The following is a 25,423-nucleotide window of genomic DNA, read 5'->3' on the forward strand; positions in this document are numbered from 1 at the left end:
ATCAGAAGACCCGCTGCACCCAGCCGTGCGGGTCGGCCGCCTTGCCCCGCTGGATGTCGACCAACTGCTGACGCAGCGCCATGGTGACCTGACCGGGCTCGCCACCACCGATCAGGAACTCGCCGTCCGGGAAGCGGACCCCGCCGATCGGGGTGACCACCGCGGCGGTGCCGCAGGCGAACACCTCCTTCAGGCGTCCGCTGGCGGCGTCGGCCTGCCAGTCGGCGAAGCTGACCGGCCGCTCCTCGACCCGGTGCCCGGCAGCGCCGGCCAGCGTGAGGACGGCGTCGCGGGTGATGCCCGGCAGGATCGTGCCGGTCAACGGTGGGGTGACCACAGTGCCGTCGTCGTAGACGAAGAAGACGTTCATGCCGCCCAGCTCGTCGACGAACCGGCGCTCCACCGCGTCCAGGAAGACGACCTGGTCGCAGCCGGCCTCGATGGCCTCCGCCTGCGCCGCCAGCGACGCGGCGTAGTTGCCGCCGCACTTGGCCGCGCCGGTGCCGCCGGGCGCGGCCCGGGTGTAGTCCGGGGAGACCCAGACGGTGACCGGCTTGACGCCACCGGTGAAGTACGCCCCGACCGGTGAGGCGATCACCATGTAGAGGTACTCGTTGGCCGGGCGGACGCCGAGGAAGACCTCGCTGGCGAACATGAACGGCCGCAGGTAGAGGCTGCCGTCCTCGCCGGTGGGGATCCACTCCCGGTCGATCTCGATGAGCTTGTGCAGCGAGTCGACGAACACCTCCGGCGGCAGCACCGGCATCGCCATCCGCTGCGCGGAGGTGGCGAAGCGGGCCGCGTTGGCGTCCGGCCGGAACATCGTCACGCCACCGTCGGCGGTGCGGTACGCCTTGAGCCCCTCGAAGATCTCCTGCGCGTAGTGCAGCACCGCGCTGGCCGGGTCCATCGGGATCGGGGCACGGGCTTCCACCCGGGCGTCGTACCAGCCCTTGCCGTCGGCGTAGCGGACGGTGACCATGTGGTCGGTGAAGACCCGGCCGAACCCCGGGTTGGTCAGCAGTGCTGCCCGGTCGGCGGCGGATACCGGCGCGAGATTCGGACGGATCTCGAAGTCGAGCTTGTCACCACCGCTCATCGCGCTGACCTCCCTGCGGAACAACGGCATGCGGGACCGCACACCGACATGGCTGTGCCAGAAACTTACCCCGAACGGTCGTTAAGCGGGTAGCGCCGGTCGGGCTGCCCACGGCAGACCGGCCCCGGGGCCGGTCGCCACTCGGGCCGGGTGATCAGGCTACGGCCTGGGCGGCGAGCCGGTCGCCGACCTCTTCGGTACGCAGCGTTACGCCCGGAACCCGGCTGGCCAGCTCGGCGGCGACGGCCTCGTTGACCCGAGCGGCCGACTCGCTGTGCCCGAGCTGCTCCAGCAGCAACGCGGCGGAGAGCACCGCGGCGACCGGGTCGGCGACGCCCTGCCCGGCGATGTCCGGCGCGGAGCCGTGCACCGGCTCGAACATCGAGGGGTACGCCCCCTCGGGGTTGATGCAGCCGCTGGCGGCCAGCCCGATGCCGCCGGTGACGGCGGCGGCGATGTCGGTGAGGATGTCGCCGAAGAGGTTGTCGGTGACCACCACGTCGTAGCGCTGCGGCTGGGTGACCAGGAACATGGCCGCCGCGTCGACGTGCTGGTACTCGGTCTCGATGTCCGGGTGCTCGGCGGCGACCGCGTCGAACGTGCGCGCCCAGAGCGACCCGGCGTGGGTGAGCACGTTGGTCTTGTGCACGAGGGTGACCTTGCGTCGCTCCCGGCGGCCGGCGCGGGCGAACGCGTCGCGGATGACCCGCTCCACGCCGTGCCGGGTGTTCAGGCTCTCCTCGGTGGCGACCTCGGCCGGGGTGTCCCGGTGCAGGGAGCCACCGGCACCGGCGTAGAGCCCCTCGGTGCCCTCGCGCACCACCACGAGGTCGACCTCGCCCGGCTTCACGTTGCCCAGCGGGCCGGCGACCCCGGGCCAGAGCCGGGACGGGCGCAGGTTGACGTACTGGTCGAAGGCGAAACGGAGCTTGAGCAGCAGCCCTCGCTCCAGCACACCCGGCGGGACCGTCGGGTCACCGACAGCGCCGAGCAGGATCGCGTCGTGCCCGGCCAGCTCGGTCAGCACCGAGTCGGGAAGCACCTCTCCGGTACGGTGCCAGCGGGCGGCGCCGAGGTCGTACTCGGTGGCCTGCACGTCGGGCAGCACCGCGTCGAGGACCTTGCGGGCCTGCGCGACCACCTCGGGCCCGATGCCGTCTCCGGCCACCACAGCGATCCGCGCCACGACCGCACTCCTCTGCTCAACGGGTCCGTTCGGGCAACGGTACGTCGCCGTCCCGCCTCCCGGTACGCGACGTCCAGCATGTGGGATTTAGAATGCACAGCACCCTCTCAGCTGGGACTCATGAGGCGGTCATGTCCGCTGCCTAGGGTGGTGGTCGGCGGGTCACGGGGCCCTGCTGACCGCCGGGTCGTGACGACTCGGCACCGAGCGCGAGGGGGCAGATGCGATGCGCATCGACGAGCAGCCGCGGACCCGCTGGCCGGACCCGTCGGCGTTCCGCAACCGTCGGCCCGACCTTCGACTCGGCAGCCGTCGGCACCGGATCGACCCCACCGCCGCCACCGAGGGCCGGATCGCGGTGCAGCACACCGTACGTACCGCGACCGCCGAGTACACACTGCTGCTCAACGCCCCCGAGTGGCTCGGCCGCCGGGGCGTGGGCGAGGCGCTGCGGGACAGCGTCGCCGAGCTGCGCGCCATCGACATCACCTACGGCCCCAACCGACCGGAGAGCCTGGTCTCCCGGTTGCGTCGGGGGGAGATCAGCCCGGAGTCGTACCCGCCGCTCGCCGATCTGGTGGACCGCTGCGCCGCGATGCGCGCGGCCACCGACGGGTGGTTCGACGCCTGGGCGGTGCCCGGCGGCTTCGACCCGGGCGGCCTGCTCGGCGGTTGGGCCGTGGAACGCGCCGCGGAGCGACTGCGCGCCGCCGGCATCCACGACTATGCGGTACTCGCCGGCGCCGACCTCGTCGTCAGGGGCCGCGCGCCGCACGGCGGACCCTGGCGGGTCGCGGTACACCACCCGACAGCGTCCGAGCGCACGCCGCTGGTGCTGGAGATGACCGCCGGTGCGATCGGCACCTCCGGGGTGACCGGGCGGCAGGGGCACGTGGTGGACCCGCACACCGGCGAGCCGGCCGATCACCTCGTCGCCGCCACAGTGGTTGGCCCCGACCTGACGATCGCCGACGCCTACGCCACGGCGCTCTACGCCGCCGGCCCTACCGGCCTGGCGTGGTTCCGGGGCAACTCCGACTATCGCGCGCTCTTCGCGCACCGTCGCTGAGCCGGTCGGGCCCGCGATCGGCCCCCACGGTCTCGGCAACGACAGTGGGGGCCGGTCAGCGACGAGTGCGCGTGGCTCGCACAACCGAGGGGTGCGGACCGGTCGGGCCGGACGTCGACCGCGCCACCCGAAGACGGGCCGGCGCCTCGAACTCGGCCAGTGACCGCAGTGCGTACGCTAGCGAATCGACGCAACTCGACGCAAGAGTCTCCACACCGGACCGTCCTGGCCGGAGACCGCGGTGATCGGTGGTTGACCGGCGGCGAGGCAGTTTCGACATGCTGAACGGCGGATGGCACGCTATCCGCCGTGAGTTTCGATCTGAGCGTGTGGGCCCTGGAGGACGGGGCGACGCCCGAGGACGTGCGGACAGCGGTCAACGGTTGCCGGCAGGGGCGGCACGTGGACCGCTACCCCGATCCGCGGGTGGTCAGCTTCTACCGGGCGATCACCGCCTCCTATCCGGACCGTCACCCCGGCCCGAACAGCCCGTGGGCGGTGGCGCCGCTGCACGCGGCCCACGACCACGTCGAGCTGAACCTGCACCCGACCTGCGCGGACCAGGTGCTACTGGACATCGAGCGGCTGGCCGGCGAGCACGGGCTGATGCTCTTCGACCCGCAGGACGGCTCGGTCTACCCGCCGCCGGCGCGGCTGCAACGCTGACCTGACCGGCGGCATTGACGGGAAATGACGAGGGGCCCGGCGAAATCGCCAGGCCCCCCACGGCGTTTGTCGTCTACTACTCGTCGCGCAGGTCGGCGGCGCTGGCCGCCGTGGCGCCGATCGACTCGGCGGCCGAGGTGAGCAGGTCGGCGCCGAGCGCCTGGTCGACGGTGAGCGTCATCAGCGTCTCACCGCCCGCCTCCCGACGAGCCACCTGCATGGCGGCGATGTTGATGCCCGACTCGCCGAGCAGGGTGCCGACAGTGCCGACCACACCGGGCCGGTCGGCGTAGCGCAGGAAGAGCAGGATGCCCTCCGCGCCGATCTCCACGTCGAAGCCGTCCACCTCGGTCAGCTTCAGCACGTCACGAGCGCCGGAGTGGGTGACAGTGCCGGAGACACTGACCGTCCGGCCGTCCGGCAGCGCGCCGCGCACAGTGACCAGGGTCGGCTGCTCGGCCGTCTCGGCCAGCGTGGCCAGGGCGACCTCGACGCCACGCTCGGCGGCCAGGTGCGGGGCGTTGACGTAGGTGACCTGCTCCTCGACCACGGAGCTGAACAGGCCCTTGGTGGCGGCGAGCTTGAGCACCGACACGTCGTGGCTGACGATCTCACCGCGGACCTCGACAGTGACGGTGGCGGCGACCCCACCGGCGACCGCGGTGAACGCCCGACCCAGCTTCTCCGCCAGCGGCAGCAGCGGCCGAACGTCCTCGGCGACCACACCGCCGGCCTGCACGTTCACCGCGTCCGGGACGAACTCGCCCTGCAACGCCAGCTTGACGCTCTTGGCCACAGCCAGGCCGGCCTTGTCCTGCGCCTCGTGGGTGGAGGCGCCCAGGTGCGGGGTCGCCACCACGTTGTCGAAGGCGAACAGCGGCGACGAGGTGCACGGCTCCTTGCTGTACACGTCGACACCGGCGCCGGCTACCCGACCCTCAGCGATGGCGTCCGCGAGCGCCTGCTCGTCGACCAGCCCACCACGGGCGGCGTTGATGATGCGAACGCCGGGCTTGACGAGCGCCAGCTCCTTCTCACCGATCAGGCCCACCGTCTCCGGCGTCTTCGGCAGGTGGATGGAGATGAAGTCGCTCTCCCGCAGCAGCTCCTCCAGGCCGACCAGGCGGACGCCGAGCTGCGCCGCGCGGGCCGGCTGGATGTACGGGTCGTACGCGATCAGCCGGGTGCCGAACGCGGCGATGCGGGACGCGAAGAGCACCCCGATCCGCCCGAGGCCGACCACGCCGACAGTCTTGCCCTGCACCTCGACGCCGGTGTACTTCGACCGCTTCCACTCCCCCGCCTTGAGCGCGGAACTGGCGCTCGCGGTGTTACGGGCGACGGCGAGCAGCAACGCGACGGCCTGCTCGGCGGCGGAGACGATGTTGGAGGTGGGCGCGTTGACGACCATGACGCCCCGCGCGGTGGCGGCCGGCACCTCGACGTTGTCCAGCCCGACGCCCGCCCGGGCGACCACCTTGAGGCGCGGCGCGGCGGCGACAGCCTCGGCGTCGATCTGGGTCGCGCTGCGCACGATGACGGCGTCGGCCTCGGAGAGCGCCGAGAGCAGGGCCGGACGGTCGGTGCCGTCGACGTGACGGACGTCGAAGTCGTGGGCGAGCACCTCGATGGCGGCGGGGGCGAGTTCTTCGGCGATCAGTACGACAGGATTCATCGGTCCTCGTAGAGGTCGTGTTTGCGATCGGCCCGGGCGGCGGGGCGCCGCACTGCGCCCTGCGCTGATCCGTGCCGTGGCCGTCAGGTGCCGGCTGCTGCACCTACAGGCGATCGTAGGGGCCGCGCTGGTCGGCGTGTTCCGGTCTTCGGGGTGAGTGCCCTCACACGCCCGGTCGGGCGACGGACATCGGTCGTTCACCGCACCGACACCGTTGCTCCGGCCGCGCCGAGCACCCGGCGGCGTCGGTCACCCGGTCACTGCGGGAGGGTCGTGGCGCACGAGCACTGCCGCCCGACGTATCGACGGGCGGCAGCATGCCGGGCAGCCCCGGGGCGGCGCTGGGGAGAGCGCCGGCCCAGGGGCTGTCGGTGGATCGTGGTTCGGACGGGTCAGGCGGTCTCGGTGATCGGACGGTCGACCCAGCTCATCATGCCGCGCAGCTTCTTGCCGGTCTCCTCGATCGGGTGCGCCGCACCCTCGGCCTGCCACTTGGTGAAGTTGGGCCGGCCGGCCTCGTCCTCAGCGACCCACTCGCGGGCGAACTCGCCGGACTGGATCTCACCCAGGATCTTGCGCATCTCGTCCTTGACCCGGGAGTCGATGATGCGCGAGCCACGGGAGAGGTCGCCGTACTCGGCGGTGTCGGAGATGCTGTAGCGCATCTTCGCGATGCCGCCCTCGTACATCAGGTCGACGATCAGCTTCAGCTCGTGCAGGCACTCGAAGTAGGCGACCTCCGGGGCGTAGCCCGCCTCGGTGAGCACCTCGAACCCGGTCTGCACCAGCGCCGAGGCGCCGCCGCAGAGCACCGCCTGCTCGCCGAAGAGGTCGGTCTCGGTCTCCTCGGTGAAGGTGGTCTTGATCGCGCCGGCCCGGGTGCCGCCGATCCCCTTGGCGTACGCGAGAGCGAGCGCGAGCGCGTTGCCGCTGGCGTCCTGCTCGACGGCGACGAGACAGGGCACGCCCTTGCCGTCGCTGTACTGGCGGCGGACCAGGTGGCCGGGGCCCTTGGGCGCGACCATCGCCACGTCCACCTCGGCCGGCGGCTTGATCAGGCCGTACCGGATGTTGAAGCCGTGCCCGAAGAAGATCGCCTTGCCCGGGGCGAGGTGCGGGGCGATCGACTCCGCGTAGATCCCGCGCTGGGCGGTGTCCGGTGCGAGCACCATGATCACATCGGCCTCGGCGGCGGCCTGTGCGGGCGTGAGCACCCGCAGGCCCTGCTCCTCAGCCTTGGGACGGCTCTTCGAGCCCTCCGGCAGACCGATCACCACGTCGACGCCGGAGTCGCGCAGCGACAGCGCGTGGGCGTGGCCCTGGCTGCCGTAACCGATCACCGCGACCTTCTTGGCCTGGATCAGGCCGAGGTCGGCATCGTCGTCGTAGTACACCTCAACGCTCATGAGAACTTCCCTTTCGTACGACGGCCGGGGCGGCCCGTCGTGGTCTGTGCGGATGAATTCGCCGGCCGGCCGGGGGCCGACCGGCAGCGGGTCAGGCGGCCCGCAGCGCGGGACCGGCGGTGATCGAACGCGAACCGCGCCCGATGGCCACCAGCCCGGACTGGACCATTTCCTTGATGCCGAAGGCCTCAAGGTCGCGGAGCAGCGCGTCGAGCTTGTCCGGGGTGCCGGTGGCCTCGATGGTCAGCGTGTCCGGTGCGACGTCGACCACCCGGGCGCGGAACAGGTTGACGGTCTCCAGCACCTGTGACCGCGCGGACCGGTCGGCGCGAACCTTCACCAGGAGCAACTCCCGGGCGACCGAGACCTGGGGGTCCAGTTCAACGATCTTGAGCACGTTGACAAGCTTGTTCAGCTGCTTGGTGACCTGCTCCAGCGGGGACGACTCCGCGTTGACCACGATGGTGATCCGGGAGACGTCCGGGTTCTCGGTCTCGCCGACGGCGAGGCTGTCGATGTTGAACCCGCGCCGGGAGAACAGGCCGGAGACCCGGGCGAGCACGCCCGGCTTGTTCTCCACCAGCACGGACAGCGTGTGCATGGTCATGCCACTGCCTCGCTTCGCTCGGTCGTGTCACGACCATGGGTAAGGCTGAGCCTGCTGGTTCGTTCGCTGCGCTCACTCATGTCAGATGTCATCCTCGTCGAAGACCGGGCGGACGCCACGGGCGAACATGATCTCGTCGTTGCTGGTGCCGGCGGCGACCATCGGCCAGACCATCGCATCCTTGCCGACCACGAAGTCGATCACCACGGGCGCGTCGTTGATCTCCATGGCGGCGGCGATGGTCTTGTCCACGTCAGCCGCGCTCTCGCAGCGCAGCCCGATGCAGCCCAGGGCCTCAGCGAGCTTGACGAAGTCGGGGATGCGGTGCTTGTGGGTGCCGAGCTCGGTGTTGGAGTAACGCTCGTTGTAGAAGAGCGTCTGCCACTGCCGGACCATGCCGAGATTGCCGTTGTTGATGACGGCGATCTTGACCGGGATGCCCTCCAACGCGCAGGTGGCCAACTCCTGGTTGGTCATCTGGAAGCAGCCGTCCCCGTCCACCGCCCAGACCACGGTGTCCGGCTTGCCGACCTTGGCGCCCATCGCCGCGGGCACCGCGTAGCCCATGGTGCCGAGGCCGCCGGAATTCAACCAGGTGTACGGCTTCTCGTAGGAGATGAACTGCGACGCCCACATCTGGTGCTGGCCCACCCCGGCCACGAAGATCGCGTCCGGGCCGACGATCTCGCCCAGCCGCTTGATCACGTACTGCGGGGACAGGGTCCCGTCGACCGGCTCGTCGTAGCCCAGTGGGTAACGGGTGCGCAGGTCGTTCAGCTGCGTCCACCAGTCACCGAGGTCGGCGGTGCGCCCCGCCGAGCGCTCGGCGGTCACCGCGGCGATCAGCTCGTCGATGACGTGCTTGGCGTCGCCGACGATCGGGACGTCCACATGCCGGTTCTTGCCGATCTCGGCGGGGTCGATGTCCGCGTGCACCACTGCCGCGTCCGGGGCGAACGAATCCAGTTTGCCGGTGACCCGGTCGTCGAAGCGTGCGCCCAGCGCGACGATCAGATCCGCCTTCTGCAGGCCGTAGACAGCGGCGACAGTGCCGTGCATGCCGGGCATCCCCAGGTGCTGCTGATGCGAGTCGGGGAACGCCCCGAGCGCCATCAGCGTGGTGACGACCGGAATGCCGGTCAGCTCGGCCAGCCGGCGCAGCCCGTCGGTGGCACCGGCCTTGAGCACCCCGCCGCCGACGTAGAGCACCGGCCGTCGGGCCGCGGCCATCAGCCGCGCCGCCTCCCGGATCTGCTTGCCGTGCGGGTGCAGGGTGGGCCGGTAGCCGGGCAGGTCCAGGGTGGGCGGCCAGGAGAAGGTGGTCGGCGCCTGGAGCACGTCCTTGGGGATGTCGACCAGCACCGGGCCGGGTCGCCCGCTACTGGCCAGGTGGAACGCCTCGGCCAGCACCCGGGGGATCTCCTCGGCGTTCTGCACGAGGAAGTTGTGCTTGGTGATCGGCAGGGTGATGCCCTGGATGTCCGCTTCCTGGAAGCCGTCGGTGCCGATCAACGGGCTGGCCACCTGCCCGGTGATCGCCACCATCGCCACCGAGTCCATGTACGCGTCGGCGATCGGGGTGACCAGGTTCGTCGCGCCCGGGCCGGAGGTGGCGATGCAGACGCCGACCTTGCCGGTGGCCTGCGCGTAGCCGGTCGCCGCGTGCCCCGCGCCCTGCTCGTGCCGCACCAGGATGTGCCGGACCGTCGAGTCGTAGAGCGGGTCGTACGCCGGCAGGATCGCGCCGCCCGGAATGCCGAAGACGACGTCGACGTCGAGCGCCTCAAGGGACCGCACGAGCGAGCCGGCCCCGGAGATCGGGGTCGCGGCGGCGGGCCGTACCGCCGGAACGGCCGGGGTGGCCGTGCGGGTGGCGGCCTGGTCGACGTCGAGGGTCGGGTCGGCGGCCGCGCGGGCCCGGCGGGCGGTGTGGGCGAGGGTCTCGGGCGTGGGTCTCGTCATGGCGGTTCTGGCCTTCGGCTGGAGTGGCTGGTGGCTAGTCAAGCGATGCGACGCGGGCGGGGCCCGCCTCGCCAGGTTCCGATGGCAATAAAAACGGCCCTCGTGCAGATGCACGGGGCCAGCGCACTCTCGGTGAGGGAGAGTGCGCTCAGGTAAGTACTCGCAGCGACCGGTACGACGACATGCGGCTAAGCCTGACGCATCTCACGCGATGAGTCAACTGATCCCACATGTTGGTTAACGGGGGTCGGCGCGTCGGCCTGCGACGCGCCATCGCCAGGCGGGTTGAGCTGCTCGGACCCACCCGCGGCACGCCGTGGCGCGGGCACCGGAGCGGGACGCGCGCCCGGGGATGTGGCCGCCTCCAGCATCGCCTCCAGGTGCTCGGCCGGCACTCCCCAGCCGAAGAGCGCGCCCTGGCCGAAGCGGCAACCGGCCGCCACCACCGCGGCCAACTCGGTCGGCGTGGTCACCCCCTCGGCGATCACCTCCAACCCCAACTGGTGACCCAGGCGCATGACGATGTCGACCATCGGGGCGAACGCCGGGCCGTCCTGGCCGACCGGGCGGACCGGCTCGTGCTCGGCGACCAGACTGTGGTCGATCTTGAGGATGTCGATCGGCAACCGGCGTAGCTGCCCCAGCGACGAGTAGCCGGCCCCGAAGTCGTCCAGCGCGATCCGGACACCTGTCAACCGCAGCGCGGTGAGCCGCCGGATCAGCTCGTCCAGGTCGGTGGCGACGGCGTGCTCGGTGACCTCCAGCACCAGCCGCTGCGGCGGCACGTGGTGGGCGCGCAGCGCCTCGGCGACCTGGACCACGTACTCCGGGGCGTGCAGCTCGCGCGGGGAGACGTTCACCGACACCCAGACGTCGTGCCCGTCCGCCAGCCACCGGGAGAGCTGGTAACAGGCCTGGTGCAGCACCCAGGCGCCGAGCGGGGCGATCATGCCGCACTCCTCGGCGAGCGGGATGAACTCGTCCGGACGCACGTTGCCCAGCTCGGGATGGTGCCAGCGGAGCAGCGCCTCGGCGCCGACCGGCCGCACCGACGGCAGCGACGCCACCGGCTGGAACGCCAACCGCAGCTCGTCGCGGTCGATGGCCCCACGCAGCTCGTGCTCCACAGTCGTACGACGGCGCAGCAGTTGGTCGTACGCGGCGTCGTACCGCTCGATCCGGTTCTTGCCACGCTGCTTGGCGTAGCGCAACGCCAGGTCGGCGTGGCGCAGCAGCAACTCCACGTCGGGCTCGTCGGCCCAGTCGGCCACCCCGATGCTCACCGACAGGAAGACCGGCCCCTCCGGCTGGTCGTAGGGCCGGTTGAGCACCCCGAGGAGCCGTTCGGCGACCCGGTCCGCCTCGACCGGCCGGCCCTGCATGAGTACGGCGAACTCGTCGCCACCCAGCCGGGCGGCCACGTCGCCGGGGCGCAGGTTGCCGCGCAGCCGCCGGCCCACCTCGGCCAGCACGGCGTCGCCCACGTCGTGGCCCCGCATGTCGTTGACGTTCTTGAAACCGTCCAGGTCCAGACCGAGCAGCACACACGGGTTGTGGTCGGCGGCGTTGCGGTGCAGGGCCCGGAGCAGCCCGCGCCGGTTGGCCAACGACGTCAGCGGATCGGTGTGCGCCAGCTCCCGGAAGTGCGCCTCCCGCTCGGCCAGCCGGCTCGCGTACCCCCTGACGTCGCGCAGGGTGAGGTACTGCCGTGCCACCAGGGCGAAGCCCTCCACGCTGCCGGCCACGATGCCCGGCGCTGTGAACCGACCGTCCTGGGCGAGGTGGTACATGGCCGAGGCGGCCATCGCCAGCATCGGTGCGATCGCGTACTCGCCGTCGCTACCGACCAGGTCCAGGTCGATCTGCCCCGGCCGGTCGGCCCGGTACACAGCGAGCGCGATGGTCAGCAGACCGGCGGCGAGCACCGCCGCACCGGTCAACGCCATGGTCGGCCCGGCCTGACAGAGCCCGGCGCTGAGACCCAGCCCGCCGCAGGTCACAGCGCTGATGCCGGCGCCCAGCGCGGCGAGCCGTCGACGTGGCGCGGCGGCCCGGAAGACGACGATCACGACGAGCCCGGCACCGAGCGCCGCACTCACAGTGGCCACCAGGATCGCCGGGCAGGCCATCGGGGTGGCGGCACCGAGCAATCGGGTGGGCTCGGAGAAGAGCACCCAACCGACGAACCACAGCGCCGCCGCCATGACCAACCCGTCCAGGGCGAGCCGAGCGGTTCCGGCCGCTGTGGCGGCCACCCCCGGCAGCCGGAGCAGACCAGCGGCGAAGACCAGCCCGCTCACCGCCGTGCCGATCGCCACCACTGTCGCCCAACCGGTGCGCTGCCCCTGCTCGTGGGCCCAGTGGTCAGTCGCGCTGAGCGCGGCGACGACCCCGGCCAGAAGGCTGAGCACTGCCACACCGGCGGCCGCCGCGAGCAGCACGTGTGCCGGCCGACGCGGCACCGTCCGCCGCCGGGCGACGAGGGTCAGCAGCACGGTGGCCACCGCGGCGACGAGCCCGCTGAGCGCCGCGACAGCGACCATGCCCGGTGGAAGATGCACGCCTCCAAGAGTGCCGGATGGGCGCACGTCTTGGGGGGCTGAGTGTGCATCTGTTGGGACACGGCAGATACCCGGGTGGGCCCGCGCGCCGACGGTGTCATGCTGGTATGCATGCCTGAGCTGCGGTCGAGGACCTCCACACACGGTCGGACGATGGCCGGCGCCCGGGCCCTCTGGCGGGCCACCGGGATGACCGACGACGATTTCGGCAAGCCGATCGTCGCCATCGCCAACAGTTTCACCCAGTTCGTGCCTGGTCACGTACACCTCAAGGACATGGGTGGCCTGGTCGCCGACGCGGTCGCCGAGGCCGGTGGGGTGGGCCGGGAGTTCAACACCATCGCGGTCGACGACGGCATCGCGATGGGCCACGGCGGCATGCTCTACTCGCTGCCCAGCCGTGAGCTGATCGCCGACGCGGTCGAATACATGGTCAACGCGCACTGCGCGGACGCCCTGGTCTGCATCTCCAACTGCGACAAGATCACCCCCGGGATGCTGCTGGCCGCGTTGCGGCTCAACATCCCCACCGTCTTCGTCTCCGGCGGCCCGATGGAGGCCGGCAAGACGATGGCCATCGAGGGCGTCGTGCACAGCAAGATCGACCTGATCGACGCGATGATCGCCTCCTCGAACGAGGCGGTCACCGACGAGCAGCTCGGTGAGATCGAACGTTCCGCCTGCCCGACCTGCGGCTCCTGCTCCGGCATGTTCACCGCCAACTCGATGAACTGCCTCACCGAGGCGATCGGGCTCGCGCTGCCCGGCAACGGTTCGACGCTGGCCACCCACGCCGCCCGCCGGTCGCTCTTCGTCGAGGCAGGCAGGACCATCGTCGAGATCTCCAAGCGGTGGTACGACGGCGACGACGACTCGGTGCTGCCCCGTACCGTCGCCTCCAAGGCCGCCTTCGAGAACGCTGTCGCCCTGGACGTGGCGATGGGCGGCTCCACGAACACTGTGCTGCACCTGCTCGCCGCCGCCCGCGAGGCGGAGATGGACTTCGGCGTCACCGACATCGACGCGATCTCCCGGCGGGTGCCGTGCCTGGCAAAGGTCGCGCCGAACTCGCCGAACTACCACATGGAGGACGTGCACCGGGCCGGCGGCATCCCGGCGATCCTCGGAGAACTGGACCGGGCCGGGCAGCTCAACCGGAACGTGCACGCGGTGCACTCCCCCTCACTGGCACAGTGGCTGACCGACTGGGACGTCCGCGGTGGCTCCCCCACCCCGACGGCTGTCGAGCTGTTCCACGCCGCCCCGGGCGGGGTGCGCACAGTCGAGCCGTTCTCCACCACCAACCGGTGGTCGTCGCTGGACACCGACGCGGCCGGCGGCTGCATCCGGGACCGCGAGCACGCCTACTCCGCCGACGGTGGGCTGGCCATCCTGCACGGCAATCTGGCACCCGAGGGCAGTGTGGTGAAGACCGCCGGCGTGCCCGACGACTGCCTGACCTTCCGTGGCCCGGCAAAGGTCTACGAGTCGCAGGACGACGCGGTGACAGCGATCCTCGCCAAGCAGGTGGTCGCCGGGGACGTCGTGGTGATCCGGTACGAGGGGCCCAAGGGCGGCCCCGGCATGCAGGAGATGCTCTACCCCACCTCGTTCCTCAAGGGCCGCGGGCTGGGCCGCTCCTGTGCGCTGCTCACCGACGGCCGGTTCTCCGGCGGCACCTCCGGGCTCTCCATCGGGCACGTCTCCCCCGAGGCGGCCTCCGGCGGGCTGATCGCCCTGGTCCGCGACGGCGACGAGGTCGTCATCGACATCCCCGGCCGGTCGATCGAGCTGAACGTGCCCGCCGAGGAGCTGGAGGCTCGGCGGGTGGCCGAGGAGAAGCGCGACAAGCCGTACACCCCGACCGATCGGCAGCGGCCGGTGTCGGCGGCGCTGCGCGCGTACGCCTCGATGGCCACCTCGGCCAGCGACGGCGCCTACCGTCGCGTCCCGGAGTAACCGCTCATGACGGCCGGGCGAGCCGGTCGCGCTGGACACCGGGAACAGAATCGGCGGTTCCAGGTGCAACCGTGCCGGGGAATTCACCGTCTAGGTACACGTGGATAACGTTGACCAGCCGGCTCGCCGGTCACTCTGGGCGGACGCTGCCGCGATTGTCGCCGTCGTCGTCGCCTTGATCCTGGCCGCTCGTCAGCTACGCCCGCTGGTCGAGGCTGCGACCTTCCTCGCCCGTACCGGCGAAACAGTGGTCGCCCTGCCGACCGGGACCTGGTTGCGCGCCGTGGCGTGGGTGGCGGTCGGCATCGCCATCTTCGCGCGGTGGCGCACCGCCGTCGTGCTGGGCGCGTGGGCTGCGGTGCTGTACGAGGTTGCCGTGCTCACGACCAGCTTCACCGGTGGCCGACGCTCGGGGGCGACGCTTGACCTTGAATCGTGGCCCTTGCTGCTGGCGTTCACGGCAGCGGCGCTGTTGAGCGTGGCATCCCCGGTTGAGCGCGGCTTGGACCTCCTGACCCGCCGCGGACGTACGCTGCTGGTCGCCGCCGCCTCGACTGCCACGCTCACAGCCGCGGCGATCCCTCTCCTGGGTGAGCCCGGCGCCCCGTCCCAGGCAGGTTACGTCGTCCCGACGATCGAACCCGCGTTCGTCGTCTCCTCAAGGCTGAGCGCCGCCGTTGCCGCCCTGACATTCGTGGTCGTGCTGGCCCTGGCCCTGGCAGCGGTTTCGGATCTTGGGCCTGCCGTCCGCAAACGCGTTCTCACGTTGATGGGAGCGGGCGTCGCCGGGTACGCCACGATCCATCTGGGCCTGCCAAGGCCGTTCGGCGTATGGGATGGCCAGGTGCTGTCGGCACCTGCTGAAGCCGTGCTGCTCGTGTTGGCACCCGGGCTTGCCCTCGGCGCCGGCCTGTACCTGATCCGGGCGAACGAGCGAGCTGCGCGGCCCCGCGTCGACAAGGCCTGAGAGCCTCGCCGACAGCTTTCGTCGATGACCCCAGGTGACGGCCGCTGGCACACGTCGGCGATACGGCAGCTGGCTGCGCACACCAGCACCACTGGCCATCGGCAAATTACATTCATTGGCCTATATGGTATCTATGCCTGATTCAGACCTTACACGCCACCTTGGTCAGCGGAATTAACGATGGTTCTTGTGGCGGACGAAGAGGTCTGCGTACGATCTTGCCAACGGGGAGGACGTCGAATGAATCTGCAGCATCGAGCCAGCGCGCCCAAAAGAGTCGCTAGCCGCATCCCGACCACGGACACGCATTAGCAGTCCGTCCGGAATTCACATCTCACGTCAGCCACCAGGCCCTTGTGCCTCCCCTGCCTGACGCTGCCTCAGAAGACTCGAACCCTTCGCATTGAGACAAGCTCGATGACGTGCGCCTTCCCTGACAAGGGGAGGAACTTCTTCGCGCCATCGATGATTGAAGTGAGACAAGCACCCCTTGGGCATCTCTCAAATTCTTGTTGGCTCGCCGCCTAAAGTCAGAAGAAGGATGGTCCTGAATGGCATCGAAATATCCGCCGCGGCTTTTTGGATGGCGCAACGGTCGTCGAGGTCTCGTAGCCTCGCTTGTGCTGCTTCCTCTCGCCATGGCACCGTCCAACGTGGCCCTCGCCCAGGAGACGGCTAAACCAGCGGGCGAGGCGAAGCCGGATGCGCAATCCATCCAAAACATCGACCCCGCGATTCTGGCCACAATGCAAGAGCAGGCCAAACTGCAGCCAGCCGTTCAAGCCTTGTACGAAGAGTATGTGAAGGCACCGAATTCCGGGTTCGCGGGCGTCGCCTTCGAGGGCGCTGGGGTGACTCTGTACTTCAAGGGCTCCCTGACCACCTCCATGGCGAGCGCGGTTACCCGGGCGCGGGCCTATGGGCCGATCAAGGTCAGCCCTGCGGCGCATTCGAAGTCCGAGCTGGAGGCGAACGCTGCGAAAATCAGCGATACCATCAAGTCTCGGGGCAGCAGCGACATCCAAGCGGTCAGCATGGAGCATAACGGTAGTGGGCTGGTGATCGAGCGGATCCCGGCCACGCAATCCGCACAGATCGCAACCCGACGTGCAGCCAAGGGCAAGACCCCGATCGTTCCCGCAGCCAGCATCATTCGCGATGCTGGATTGAGCGTCCCCGTTCAGGTGACTACCGGCGAAAAGCCCATCGAGCTGATGGCCAGTCGTATCGATGACTTCAGCGCGTGGAATGGCGGTGGCAGATGGGAGTCGTGGCGTAATGGCGCGAGGCGGGGCACCTGCACCACGGGGTGGGGCGTCAAGAATGGGGCTGGCACGAAATTCGTGCTGACTGCCGCACACTGCGCGACAGCGCCGGACATCGCGCGTCAGGGCGCGGGCGCCACCCTTGAGACCATGGGTGCGGTGCACAGCGAGAACTACGGATACGACATCATTCTCATTGGCGCTCAGGGCTCGGGTCTGATCTTCGATGGCACGGCAACCACATCCAACACCAAGCCGGTCCGCAGCTGGGGTTACTGGGCCGCAAACGAGCTGGTTTGTCAGTCCGGCTCGACGAGCGGCACCATCTGCGGCCTCAAGCAGCTGAACAGCACCGACATCACGTTTAACTGCTGCGACTCCGACGGTGACCAGGGTTATACGGTCAAGGGGCTCATCAAGACGACGAGGAGTGCCGGTGGCACCGCTGTCCAAGGCGGTGACAGCGGCGGCCCGGTGTTCACCTTGGACGGCACGGGAGTTCGGGCCAAGGGAATCACCTCTGCCGGCTCGGGGTCTACCATGTATTTCCAGGATTGGGCAGATATCGCACGTGAGTACGGGGCATACCCCGTAACTCAATAATTCGAGAACTGATCGTTCGGCGCGGTAGGTTCGACACACCGCACCTACCGCGCCTGCGCATCCTGGCCCCCAGTCGGAGGAGTGACCCCCGCCGCGCAACGGCAGTCCCCGCTGACCCGTCGCCCACCCAGGGCTCCGCAGGTTCAGGTCCTCGATCTCCCGCTCGGCAACCGAGACACGCCTGAGCCGCCGTTGGTCTACAGCGAAGCTAGGCGCTCGCCTCCTCCCCTACCGCCCGGGCCACCTTCGTCCAAGCAACCGCCACCTTCCGCTGAGGCATCGATGGGTGTCCCGGGAGTCGCCAGGACGCCCACCCGCCTCGGACTGTGCTCCACAGCCGCGCCAATCAACCGGCAACATGGCCCGCTCGTGTCGGCTTGCACGGCTTTCTCGTGGTTTACTCGCAGGGACGCGCTCGTAACTGCCCACCAGGTAGGGCCTGACCACCAATGTTGCTGAGTTTCCGCTTCGCCAACCATCGCTCGTTCCGCGACGAGCAACAGCTCAACCTGACTCCTGTCTATAGCGACGCCAGCGAGAATGACGACTCGGTCCCCAACGCGCTGCAGGTCGTCGGCGTCTTCGGAGCGAACGCTTCCGGCAAGTCGAACTGCCTTGGCGCCGTGGCGTTCATGCGGCAGATGGTTGTGGAATCGGACCGGGCGGTCGAACCGGGCGTGGGCTTGTCCCGAGAGCCGTTCCGGCTGGATCCGGAGAGCAGCACTCAACCGTCGCGGTACGTGGTCGACCTTGTGCTCGCCGGAGTCAGGCACACCTACGGTTTCCACATCGACGACGACCGGGTGCGGGAGGAATGGCTCTACCACTATCCGTTGGGGCGTCGGCGGCGTGTGTTCGAACGCGACGGTGATGTCTTCGCGTGGGGCGAGGAGTCCGGGCGGCGTAGCGATCTGGAGCAGATTGCCGGGATCACCGCGCCGACAGCTCTCTTCCTCAGCACTGTCGCCCGCTTCGGTCACAGCCGCCCCGAGCCTGATCCAGCTGACCCACAACCGCTACACGACACCTACCGATGGTTCTACCTGACGGGCCAACGTACCGATCCGAGTCTCGGACTGTCTGCCCTCGTCCATGTGAGCAGATTCGACACCGAAGAGGTACGCCGGCTGGTCGTCAGTCTTCTACAGGCCGCCGACGTGGGAATCGTCGATGTGGTGGTCTCTTCAGCGCCGGACGACGAACACTCTGCATGGTCTGAACCGCCCGCCCGAGGGATGCGCGAGCGGCTGGCGAGGGCCACTGCGCGGGCGCTACATCCGCCACGCGTCCAGTTCGCTCACCAGGGCCCACACGGCACCGCGCTGCTCGGCCTGGAGGACCAGTCGACCGGGACCAGGCGACTACTGACACTAGGCCTGCACGCCGCCGCGATGCTGCGTTCTGGCACCACGATGCTGATCGACGAGATCGACGCCAGCCTGCACCCGATCCTGACCGCCAAACTCATCAGCCTGTTCCGAAGCCCTGAGGCGAACCCCCTGGGCAGTCAGCTCATCTTCACCAGCCACGACGCCGCACTGCTCGGCACGCTGGACGCGGAAGAGATCTTGCGCCGCGACGAGATCTGGTTCGTGGAGAAGGACGACGAGGGTGCCTCTTCCCTGTACCCGCTGACCGACTTCAAACCGCGTAAGGAGGGCGAGAACCGCCAACGGCGATACCTCAACGGCAACTACGGCGCGGTTCCGGACCTTTCGACGTATCTGTTCGAGCGGGCAATCGCGGCACGAGGACCGGTGGATGGCGAAGCGACAGACTGACGAGCAGCAACGCAAGGGCGGCGCCAAGGCCGGCACGACCCGGGTGACCGACCTTCGTCGCAGGGTCTCCGTCAGGGAGCAGCGGCGAACCATCCTCGCTGTCACCAACGGCAAATCGACCGAGCGGGACTATCTTGATGGGCTTCGGCGGGTGCCGTGGCTTGAGCAACGCCTCGTCGTGGCGGTGGAGACAGGCTCGCCGATCGACGCGGCGCGAGGCGCGGCTCGCCGACGGGATGACAGTGACTTCGACGAGGCGTACGTGATCTGCGACGTCGACCACTACCCACCAGAGCTTTCAGAGCGAGAGTCGCGACGACTCGGCCTGACCCTTCTCTGGTCGAACCCCTGCTTCGAGGTCTGGCTCATCCTGCACCTGGACTTGTGCAGCCGGTATCTGGAAGACGCCAAGAGGGCGGAGTCCCTGCTACGCAAGCACCTCCCTCACTGGGACAAGACCAGGCTTGACTTCAACGACTTCCGCAGCGGCATCGAGGCCGCCATCGGAAGAGCGCAGACGCTGCCCCCTCCGCCTGCGGCAAACCCGTCAACCGCGGTTTGGCGGCTGGCGCTGGCGCTTCGCTGACAGTGACAGCGCTCGAGACAAAGTCGGTGCCCACGAATCGACCATGTGGGCTAGCGTGTCGTCGGTCTACTGGGGATCGCCCCAGATTCGTACGGGGGAAGGCGTGTACGTGTCATCTTGGAAGAAGTCCACTCTGATAGCGGTCTCGGCGCTCGCTGCGTTCGCTGTCTCCGCCTGTGGCGTGACGTCCGGCGCGTCCGAGGCGCCGAAGCAGCCCAGCGTCCTGGAGCTGCTGGCCAGTGATCTCAAGGGGTCGCTGCTGAAGGCGGCCGAGACCACCGACAAGACCGACTCGGTGACTGTGACGATGACGGGCACGATGGGCGGCGAGAAGATCTCGATGCAGGGTGTCCTGGACCTGGGTGATCCGCTCAGGGCCGAGATGAAGATGACCAACAGGAAGGGCGTCACCACCCTTCGGATGATCGGTGCCGTGATCTTCACCGAGCTGCCGGCCGAAGCCCGCACCGCCACCGGCGGAAAGCGCTGGATGAAGATGGACCTGACCGGTCTGAGTGAGATGACAGGCACGGACTTCAGCAAGCAGTTCGAGGACGCCGACCCGGTCAAGCAGGTCAAGACGCTGCTCGCCCTGGAGGGCACGACGGTGGTGGGGCAGGAGACGGTGAACGGGGTGCCGACTGTCCACTACACAGTCACCACTCCAGTGGCCACCTATCTCGCGCAGATCGACGCCGCGCGCCGTGACGCCACCGAGCAGACGCTGACCAGCCAGGGCGTCAAGGAGTTGAAGATCGACCTGTGGGTCGACGAGCAGTACCGCCCGCGTCGGGCCGGCCTGGGGATGGGCACGATGGGCGACATGGTCATCGACTACACCGACTACGGCAAGGCGGTGGCCATTGAGCCGCCGCCGCCGACGGAGACCACCGACTTCGCCGAGATGCTGGAGGGCCTGACCGTCACCCGCTGATTAGGGCTGGTGGGACGGGCCCGAGCGTCCACCGTCCCGGTGACTCCTGGGCAGCAGGATCGTCTGCGTCATCGAGGATCTGCGCAGCGACCGTCCGGCCACGATGCCGGGCGGTCGCTGCGTTGGTGGGGGCACTCCCGGCATCTCGAGACGACCCGCCGAAGGTTTCCCCGCATGCACTGGCCGCCAACCGCAAGGCCCGGGTCATCGAGTATCCGGACTGTCGGTCGGCCATACCGCTGCCAGGCCGTGGTCGGTGGCGTAGAGCAGGTACGGCCGCAACTCACTGGCGTGTTCCAGGTCGCGGCGAAGCGCGTACAGCTGAGCTGACCTCGCCGCCAGGAACGGTTGGGCGGCGAGCAGGCCCCGCAGCTCCCCGAACCGCCAATCCGCACCCAGCAGCTTCCTTGCCCCTACCAGCAGCTGAAGTCCATCCACCGGAATGTTGCCCAGATAGACGTCGGCGGTTGGCGGCAGGTGTGGCTCCGGGTCGGCTGGCAGAGCGAAACCGGAGCGTAGCCACACCTCGAACCCGGGTGCGGCGACATCGAGGTCGACGTCGCCGAGACCGCCCAGGTCGGCCCAGAACACCGGGCCGCCGCCGTCGTCGCACCTGAGGAAGAGTCCCCGATCGCCTTCCTGGCCAATCATGAGGTGGCCCGTGAGCCACTCGCCGATTCCGTAGGTCGTGTTGCGCTCCAGCAGTGATGCCAGGCAGTACATGACCACTCCGTCGGCGACGACGTCGTCGGTCACCGACGCCAACCAGCGCTGGTAGGAGGCATCCGTCCGGGAAATGAGCTGCTCGACCATCTCCACCGCCGGCTCCCACCTGTCGTCTCCGGGCGCGGACCCGCCCGCACCGGTTGGCCCCAGCAGCGCGACTCCCCCGGAAGCCGACACGGTAGCCCGACCCGCACCGCGGGGTCCTCATCAAGACTCAGCCCGTCCACCGTACGAAGGCTGGTGAGGAGTAGTGGTCAAGCCCGCGACCGGCGTCACGAGGTGTCCGATCACGCTGAGCGGGCGGGGGTCACCAGGTCAGGACGGCGCCCACGGTCCGCTGACGAACTGCCCGTCGCCGACGAACGGGCTGACGTTTGACACGCACCCGCCCAGGCCCATCGTCTGGGTCATCATGACCGGGGCCGGCTTGCCGCGACCGCCGCACTTCATGTGGGCGAAGCCGAGGAAGTGACCGAACTCGTGATTGATCACGCCGGCGTGGTATTCGTCGATGCTGACCGGGTATCCCGGTGAGCCCTGGAGCCAACGCCGCAGGTTGATCATGATGGTCTTGCCGTACTTGCAGGAGTAGACGCCCTCGGTGTCGACGCCGCTCGCGCCGCAGAGCCTGTCCACCGTCCTCGGGGTCGCGAGCCGCACGTCGACGTCGACAGTGGAGGTGCCGACCCGCTGGAAGGACCACGACGCCCGGGTCAGGTTCACCGCCGCGTTGGTGACCGGGTGCTGTGCCGACGTGGCCCACCCGTTCGGTGCGGCCAACACCTGCTCGATGCTCGCGGCGAACCGGTCCGGCTTCCAGGCGGGGATGTCACCCCAGGTGATGCCCTTCTCCACCGAGACGCTGTAGCGCACCCGCTTCTTGCCCTTGCCGATCACGCGACCGGTGCCGCTGGCGGTGGTGAAGGTGCCGGCGGCCCTGGTGGGAATCTGCGCGTCGGTCGGAATTTTCGGAGTCGGGCTGGAGGTGGGCGTGTCGCCGGGGCTCGGCGCCGAGCTCTGGAAGCCCGGGTCGGGGGGTGGGGCGTCGGCCTGCCCGGAAGCGGGTGTGGACAGGCCACAGGCGGCGGTTGCCAGCACCACTGCCAACGAGATCGGCACGAGCAGCCGTCCGTTGATCCGCACGTCGAAACCTCCGGGAGCAATCACTGGTGAATGAGGAACACCGGAAGGCTAGGTGACTGCCTGTAAGGAAACTGTCAAGACGACCTGCGGCATAACCCGACATATCGCGCGCACCGCGCAGGGTGAATCACGCTGGGTATCAGAGCGGGCGGGGTCAGGCGGCCGCTACGACGTGGTCGATCACCAGGTGGGCGGCACCGGTGATGCCGACGTCCTGGCCGACGGCGACGCGTTCGATGAGCAGGGTCTGGGTGGCCAGCGGGAGGCACCGCTCGTAGAGGGTGGCCCGCATGCTGGCCAGCAGGGGCTCGCAGTCGGCGAGCCGACCACCGATGGCCACCACCTGCGGGTTGAAGAAGTTGACCACCACGGCCAGGATCTCGCCGACGGCGCGGCCGGCCTGCCGGGCGAGGGCGGTCGCCTGCCGGTCACCGTCGTCGATCAGGCGGATCACACCGGTCAGGTCGGAGACCGGCACGCCCTGCTCCCGGAGCGCGGTGACCAGTGCGGCGCCGCTGGCCACCGCCTCCAGGCAACCGGCGTTGCCGCAGGTGCACGGTGGCGCGGGATCGGCCACCACCCGGCAGTGGCTGATGTCCCCGGCCGATCCCTGTGCGCCCCGGTGCAACCGTCCACTGGCGATCACACCGGAGCCGATTCCGGTGCCGGCCTTGATGTAGACGGCGTGGTCCAACTCGGAATGCGCGGTGCGGTGCGCGCCGAGCGCCATCAGGTTGGCGTCGTTGTCCACGATGACCGGCACGTCGACCCGGCCGGCGCAGAACGCGGCAACGTCGAAGCCGTTCCAGCCGGGCATCCGCGATGGGCTGACGATCCGTCCGGTGGAGTGCTGCACCGGACCGGGAATCCCGATGCCGACGCCGCGGAGCGCACCTGCGGCCATCGCCCCGTCACCGGTCGCCGGAGCGCCGCCCACCAGCGTGGCGACCTCGGCGAGCAGCGCGCCGAGCACCGCCTCCGGGCCGTCCTCGATGCGGACCGGCAGGGTGCGGGCCTTGACCACCCGCCCGGAGAGATCCAGGGTGCCGACGCGGGCGTGATGCGCGCCGAGGTCGATGGCACCGACCACTGCGCCGCCGGTGGGCACGGCGAGTTGGCGGGGTCGCCTGCCGCCCCGGGACCGCCCGGCGCCGGCCTCCTCCAGCAGCCCCTGACTGATCAACGCCTCGACCCGCTGGGAGACCGTCGACGGGGAGAGCCCGGAGAGGCGGGACAGGTCGGCCCGACTGACGGCCGCACCGGTGGCCACCCAGCGCAGTAGCTCCCGGGGGCCGCCCCGGAGGGCATCGCGTGGCGCGTCGTCAATCGTCACGTCAGCTTCTTAGCACCCGGAGTTTGTTCAAGCAACCGGTTGACTTAGTTTGCTGGCTACCTTTAGATGACGCTGTTGGTTCGATATGAAGCTGACTTAGTTTTGTAATCGAAGGAAGTGAGGCCGTCTGGTGGCACCGGAGACGACGGGTGCGAACCGACCGATGGTGTCGGTACGCGGCCTGAACAAGTGGTTCGGTCCGCTGCACGTGCTCAAGGACATCGACCTCACGGTGGCCGCCGGCGAGGTGGTCGTCGTGGTCGGGCCCTCCGGCTCCGGCAAGTCGACACTGTGCCGCTGCCTCAACCGGCTGGAGACCGCCGGGCAGGGCAGCGTCGAGATCGACGGTGAGCCGCTGCCCGCCGAGGGCCGCGCGCTGGCCCGGCTACGCGCCGACGTCGGCATGGTCTTCCAGTCCTTCAACCTCTTCGGCCACAAGACGGTGCTGGACAACATCACCCTCGGCCCCACCCGGGTCCGTCGGATCCCCCGACCCGAGGCGCGGCAGCAGGCGATGGCCCTGTTGGAGCGCGTCGGGATCGCCGACAAGGCGGACCACCACCCGGCCCAACTCTCCGGCGGGCAGCAGCAGCGTGCCGCGATCGCCCGAGCCCTGGCGATGCAACCGAAGGTGCTGCTCTTCGACGAGCCGACCTCGGCCCTCGACCCGGAAATGGTCAACGAGGTGCTCGACGTGATGGTCTCCCTCGCCGCCGAGGGGATGACCATGATCGTGGTGACCCACGAGATGGGCTTCGCCCGTCGCGCCGCCGACCGGGTCGTCTTCATGGACGACGGTCGGATCGTCGAATCCGGCGCACCCGACGACTTCTTCGCGGCTCCGCGCACCGAGCGGGCCCGCGACTTCCTATCCAAGATCCTCCAGCACTAGCCCCCAACGGGAGGGTGTCATGTCAATCCTCAAGATGAGCTTCACCGGGCGGCGGTCGCTCGCCCTCACCGCCACCGCGGTGGCGGTGGCCCTCGCCGCCACCGGCTGTGGCGGCGACAGCGGCGGCGGCGCTCCGACGCTGCCCGGCAACCCCGGCCTGGGCGGCGACGGTGTGGTCGCCCAGTCGGTGTACGACGCCGCCCCGGTGGCCACCGACGCGGACATCCCGGCCGGTTCCACGATGGACGCGATCCGCAAGCGCGGCTACCTGAACATCGGCGGATCCCTGGACGCGCCGCTGCTCGCCCAGCAGAACCCGGTCAGCGGCACCATCGAGGGCTTCGACGCCGACATGGCGAAGTTGCTGGCGAAGTACATCATCGGCAAGCCCGAGGTGAAGACGACGACCATCGGCACCCAGACCCGGGAGGCCATGCTCCAGGCCAAGTCGGTGGACGCGGTCTTCCAGACGTACACGATCACCCCGCAGCGGGCCACCCAGGTCGCCTTCGCCGGGCCGTACCTCACCTCCGGCCTCGCCGTCGGGGTCCGCAAGGACGACACCTCGATCAAGAGCGTCAAGGACCTCGCCGGCAAGACCGTGATCGTCGGGGCGAACACCCCCGCCGTCACCGCGCTGCCCTCCGCCGCGCCCGGCTCGAAGCAGATCGCCTTCGGCACCGACCCGCAGGCGTTGCAGGCGCTGCTGCAGAAGCGCGGCGACGCGTACGTGCAGGACTTCACGCTGCTCGCCTCGGGCGCCAAGGCGAACCCGGGGATGAAGGTGGTGGGCGAGCCGTTCACCACCGAGGCCTACGGCATCGGCCTCAACAAGCAGGACGCGCAGTTCAAGGAGTTCGTCAACAACTGGCTGAAGAAGGTCCAGGCCGACGGCACGTGGGCGAAGGTCTGGGAAGGCACCCTCGGCTCGGTGGTGGAGGGTGGCGCGCCCACCCCGCCCGCCCTCGGCTCCGCCGACGGCTCCTGAGCACCCTCTCGTACC

Annotated in this window: 20 protein-coding genes; 10 read left to right on the top strand and 10 right to left on the bottom strand. The window is 69.5% G+C overall.

What is annotated here, in order from left to right; translation table 11 throughout:
• Position 1 precedes the first annotated feature (1 nt).
• Positions 2-1,099, bottom strand: coding sequence for a branched-chain amino acid aminotransferase (locus tag AB0B94_RS08210; protein WP_238671032.1), 1,098 nt, complete (start codon positions 1,097-1,099; stop codon positions 2-4).
• A gap of 154 nt (positions 1,100-1,253) precedes the next feature.
• On the bottom strand, positions 1,254-2,285 hold the full coding sequence (locus tag AB0B94_RS08215; protein WP_357270071.1) for a 3-isopropylmalate dehydrogenase: 1,032 nt from the start codon (positions 2,283-2,285) through the stop codon (positions 1,254-1,256).
• Positions 2,286-2,511: 226 nt separating this feature from the next.
• On the opposite strand from AB0B94_RS08215, the gene AB0B94_RS08220 reads away from it, so the two are divergent.
• Together AB0B94_RS08220 and AB0B94_RS08225 are read left to right on the top strand one after the other, a co-directional pair.
• Complete coding sequence (locus AB0B94_RS08220) at positions 2,512-3,354, top strand: FAD:protein FMN transferase (protein WP_357270074.1); 843 nt, start codon at positions 2,512-2,514, stop codon at positions 3,352-3,354.
• 309 nt (positions 3,355-3,663) lie between these two features.
• Positions 3,664-4,020, top strand: a complete 357-nt coding sequence (locus tag AB0B94_RS08225; protein ID WP_357270078.1) for a hypothetical protein — start codon at positions 3,664-3,666, stop codon at positions 4,018-4,020.
• 76 nt (positions 4,021-4,096) lie between these two features.
• Here AB0B94_RS08225 and serA read toward each other — a convergent pair whose 3' ends face one another.
• The 5 genes from serA to AB0B94_RS08250 all read right to left on the bottom strand — a co-directional run bounded on the left by serA (position 4,097) and on the right by AB0B94_RS08250 (position 12,231).
• Positions 4,097-5,695 carry a phosphoglycerate dehydrogenase gene (gene serA, locus AB0B94_RS08230; RefSeq protein ID WP_357270081.1) on the bottom strand — a complete coding sequence of 533 codons (1,599 nt, stop codon included), beginning with the start codon at positions 5,693-5,695 and terminating at the stop codon, positions 4,097-4,099.
• Between the two features lie 392 nt (positions 5,696-6,087).
• Positions 6,088-7,101, bottom strand: coding sequence for a ketol-acid reductoisomerase (gene ilvC / locus AB0B94_RS08235; RefSeq protein WP_355418356.1), 1,014 nt, complete (start codon positions 7,099-7,101; stop codon positions 6,088-6,090).
• A 91-nt stretch (positions 7,102-7,192) separates the two neighbouring features.
• A complete protein-coding gene (gene ilvN / locus AB0B94_RS08240; RefSeq protein WP_088946549.1) occupies positions 7,193-7,708 on the bottom strand; it encodes an acetolactate synthase small subunit in 516 nt (171 codons plus the stop codon).
• Positions 7,709-7,789: 81 nt separating this feature from the next.
• Entirely contained in the window at positions 7,790-9,670 is a 1,881-nt protein-coding gene (locus AB0B94_RS08245; protein WP_357270085.1) for an acetolactate synthase large subunit, read from the bottom strand.
• Positions 9,671-9,858: 188 nt separating this feature from the next.
• Positions 9,859-12,231, bottom strand: coding sequence for a bifunctional diguanylate cyclase/phosphodiesterase (locus tag AB0B94_RS08250; protein ID WP_357270088.1), 2,373 nt, complete (start codon positions 12,229-12,231; stop codon positions 9,859-9,861).
• A 111-nt stretch (positions 12,232-12,342) separates the two neighbouring features.
• Between AB0B94_RS08250 and ilvD the strand changes: the two genes are divergently transcribed.
• The 6 genes from ilvD to AB0B94_RS08280 all read left to right on the top strand — a co-directional run bounded on the left by ilvD (position 12,343) and on the right by AB0B94_RS08280 (position 20,326).
• Positions 12,343-14,190, top strand: coding sequence for a dihydroxy-acid dehydratase (ilvD, locus tag AB0B94_RS08255; protein WP_357270091.1), 1,848 nt, complete (start codon positions 12,343-12,345; stop codon positions 14,188-14,190).
• A gap of 100 nt (positions 14,191-14,290) precedes the next feature.
• Complete coding sequence (locus tag AB0B94_RS08260; RefSeq protein ID WP_357270094.1) at positions 14,291-15,157, top strand: hypothetical protein; 867 nt, start codon at positions 14,291-14,293, stop codon at positions 15,155-15,157.
• A gap of 551 nt (positions 15,158-15,708) precedes the next feature.
• Entirely contained in the window at positions 15,709-17,025 is a 1,317-nt protein-coding gene (locus AB0B94_RS08265; RefSeq protein WP_357270097.1) for a S1 family peptidase, read from the top strand.
• A 449-nt stretch (positions 17,026-17,474) separates the two neighbouring features.
• On the top strand, positions 17,475-18,806 hold the full coding sequence (locus tag AB0B94_RS08270) for an AAA family ATPase (protein ID WP_357270099.1): 1,332 nt from the start codon (positions 17,475-17,477) through the stop codon (positions 18,804-18,806).
• Complete coding sequence (locus AB0B94_RS08275; RefSeq protein ID WP_357270102.1) at positions 18,787-19,392, top strand: RloB family protein; 606 nt, start codon at positions 18,787-18,789, stop codon at positions 19,390-19,392. The genes AB0B94_RS08270 and AB0B94_RS08275 overlap by 20 nt, the downstream gene beginning before the upstream one ends.
• Before the next feature lie 109 nt (positions 19,393-19,501).
• Entirely contained in the window at positions 19,502-20,326 is an 825-nt protein-coding gene (locus AB0B94_RS08280; RefSeq protein ID WP_357270105.1) for a hypothetical protein, read from the top strand.
• Positions 20,327-20,530: 204 nt separating this feature from the next.
• On the opposite strand, the gene AB0B94_RS08285 is transcribed toward AB0B94_RS08280, so the two are convergent.
• The 3 genes from AB0B94_RS08285 to AB0B94_RS08295 all read right to left on the bottom strand — a co-directional run bounded on the left by AB0B94_RS08285 (position 20,531) and on the right by AB0B94_RS08295 (position 23,528).
• Positions 20,531-21,145 (bottom strand): hypothetical protein, encoded by a 615-nt coding sequence (locus AB0B94_RS08285; protein WP_357270108.1) that lies wholly within the window; start codon positions 21,143-21,145, stop codon positions 20,531-20,533.
• A 222-nt stretch (positions 21,146-21,367) separates the two neighbouring features.
• Positions 21,368-22,195 carry a DUF3152 domain-containing protein gene (locus AB0B94_RS08290; RefSeq protein WP_357270111.1) on the bottom strand — a complete coding sequence of 276 codons (828 nt, stop codon included), beginning with the start codon at positions 22,193-22,195 and terminating at the stop codon, positions 21,368-21,370.
• Positions 22,196-22,349: 154 nt separating this feature from the next.
• Entirely contained in the window at positions 22,350-23,528 is a 1,179-nt protein-coding gene (locus AB0B94_RS08295) for an ROK family transcriptional regulator (RefSeq protein WP_357270114.1), read from the bottom strand.
• A 163-nt stretch (positions 23,529-23,691) separates the two neighbouring features.
• On the opposite strand from AB0B94_RS08295, the gene AB0B94_RS08300 reads away from it, so the two are divergent.
• Together AB0B94_RS08300 and AB0B94_RS08305 are read left to right on the top strand one after the other, a co-directional pair.
• Positions 23,692-24,420 (top strand): amino acid ABC transporter ATP-binding protein, encoded by a 729-nt coding sequence (locus AB0B94_RS08300; RefSeq protein WP_210781094.1) that lies wholly within the window; start codon positions 23,692-23,694, stop codon positions 24,418-24,420.
• A 19-nt stretch (positions 24,421-24,439) separates the two neighbouring features.
• Entirely contained in the window at positions 24,440-25,408 is a 969-nt protein-coding gene (locus AB0B94_RS08305; RefSeq protein WP_357270117.1) for a glutamate ABC transporter substrate-binding protein, read from the top strand.
• The last annotated feature ends 15 nt before the right edge of the window (positions 25,409-25,423 follow it).

The organism is Micromonospora sp. NPDC048986, assembly GCF_040649335.1.
Taxonomy (GTDB): domain Bacteria; phylum Actinomycetota; class Actinomycetes; order Mycobacteriales; family Micromonosporaceae; genus Micromonospora; species Micromonospora alfalfae.

Bases quoted from the DNA above. Each gene is read 5' to 3' on its own strand.
- AB0B94_RS08210 (WP_238671032.1), bottom strand. From the start codon at position 1,099: ATGAGCGGTGGTGACAAGCTCGACTTCGAGATCCGTCCGAATCTCGCG.
- AB0B94_RS08220 (WP_357270074.1), top strand. From the start codon at position 2,512: ATGCGCATCGACGAGCAGCCGCGGACCCGCTGGCCGGACCCGTCGGCG.
- serA (WP_357270081.1), bottom strand. From the start codon at position 5,695: ATGAATCCTGTCGTACTGATCGCCGAAGAACTCGCCCCCGCCGCCATC.
- ilvC (WP_355418356.1), bottom strand. From the start codon at position 7,101: ATGAGCGTTGAGGTGTACTACGACGACGATGCCGACCTCGGCCTGATC.
- ilvN (WP_088946549.1), bottom strand. From the start codon at position 7,708: ATGACCATGCACACGCTGTCCGTGCTGGTGGAGAACAAGCCGGGCGTG.
- AB0B94_RS08245 (WP_357270085.1), bottom strand. From the start codon at position 9,670: ATGACGAGACCCACGCCCGAGACCCTCGCCCACACCGCCCGCCGGGCC.
- ilvD (WP_357270091.1), top strand. From the start codon at position 12,343: ATGCCTGAGCTGCGGTCGAGGACCTCCACACACGGTCGGACGATGGCC.
- AB0B94_RS08265 (WP_357270097.1), top strand. From the start codon at position 15,709: ATGGCATCGAAATATCCGCCGCGGCTTTTTGGATGGCGCAACGGTCGT.
- AB0B94_RS08270 (WP_357270099.1), top strand. From the start codon at position 17,475: ATGTTGCTGAGTTTCCGCTTCGCCAACCATCGCTCGTTCCGCGACGAG.
- AB0B94_RS08275 (WP_357270102.1), top strand. From the start codon at position 18,787: ATGGCGAAGCGACAGACTGACGAGCAGCAACGCAAGGGCGGCGCCAAG.
- AB0B94_RS08300 (WP_210781094.1), top strand. From the start codon at position 23,692: ATGGTGTCGGTACGCGGCCTGAACAAGTGGTTCGGTCCGCTGCACGTG.
- AB0B94_RS08305 (WP_357270117.1), top strand. From the start codon at position 24,440: ATGTCAATCCTCAAGATGAGCTTCACCGGGCGGCGGTCGCTCGCCCTC.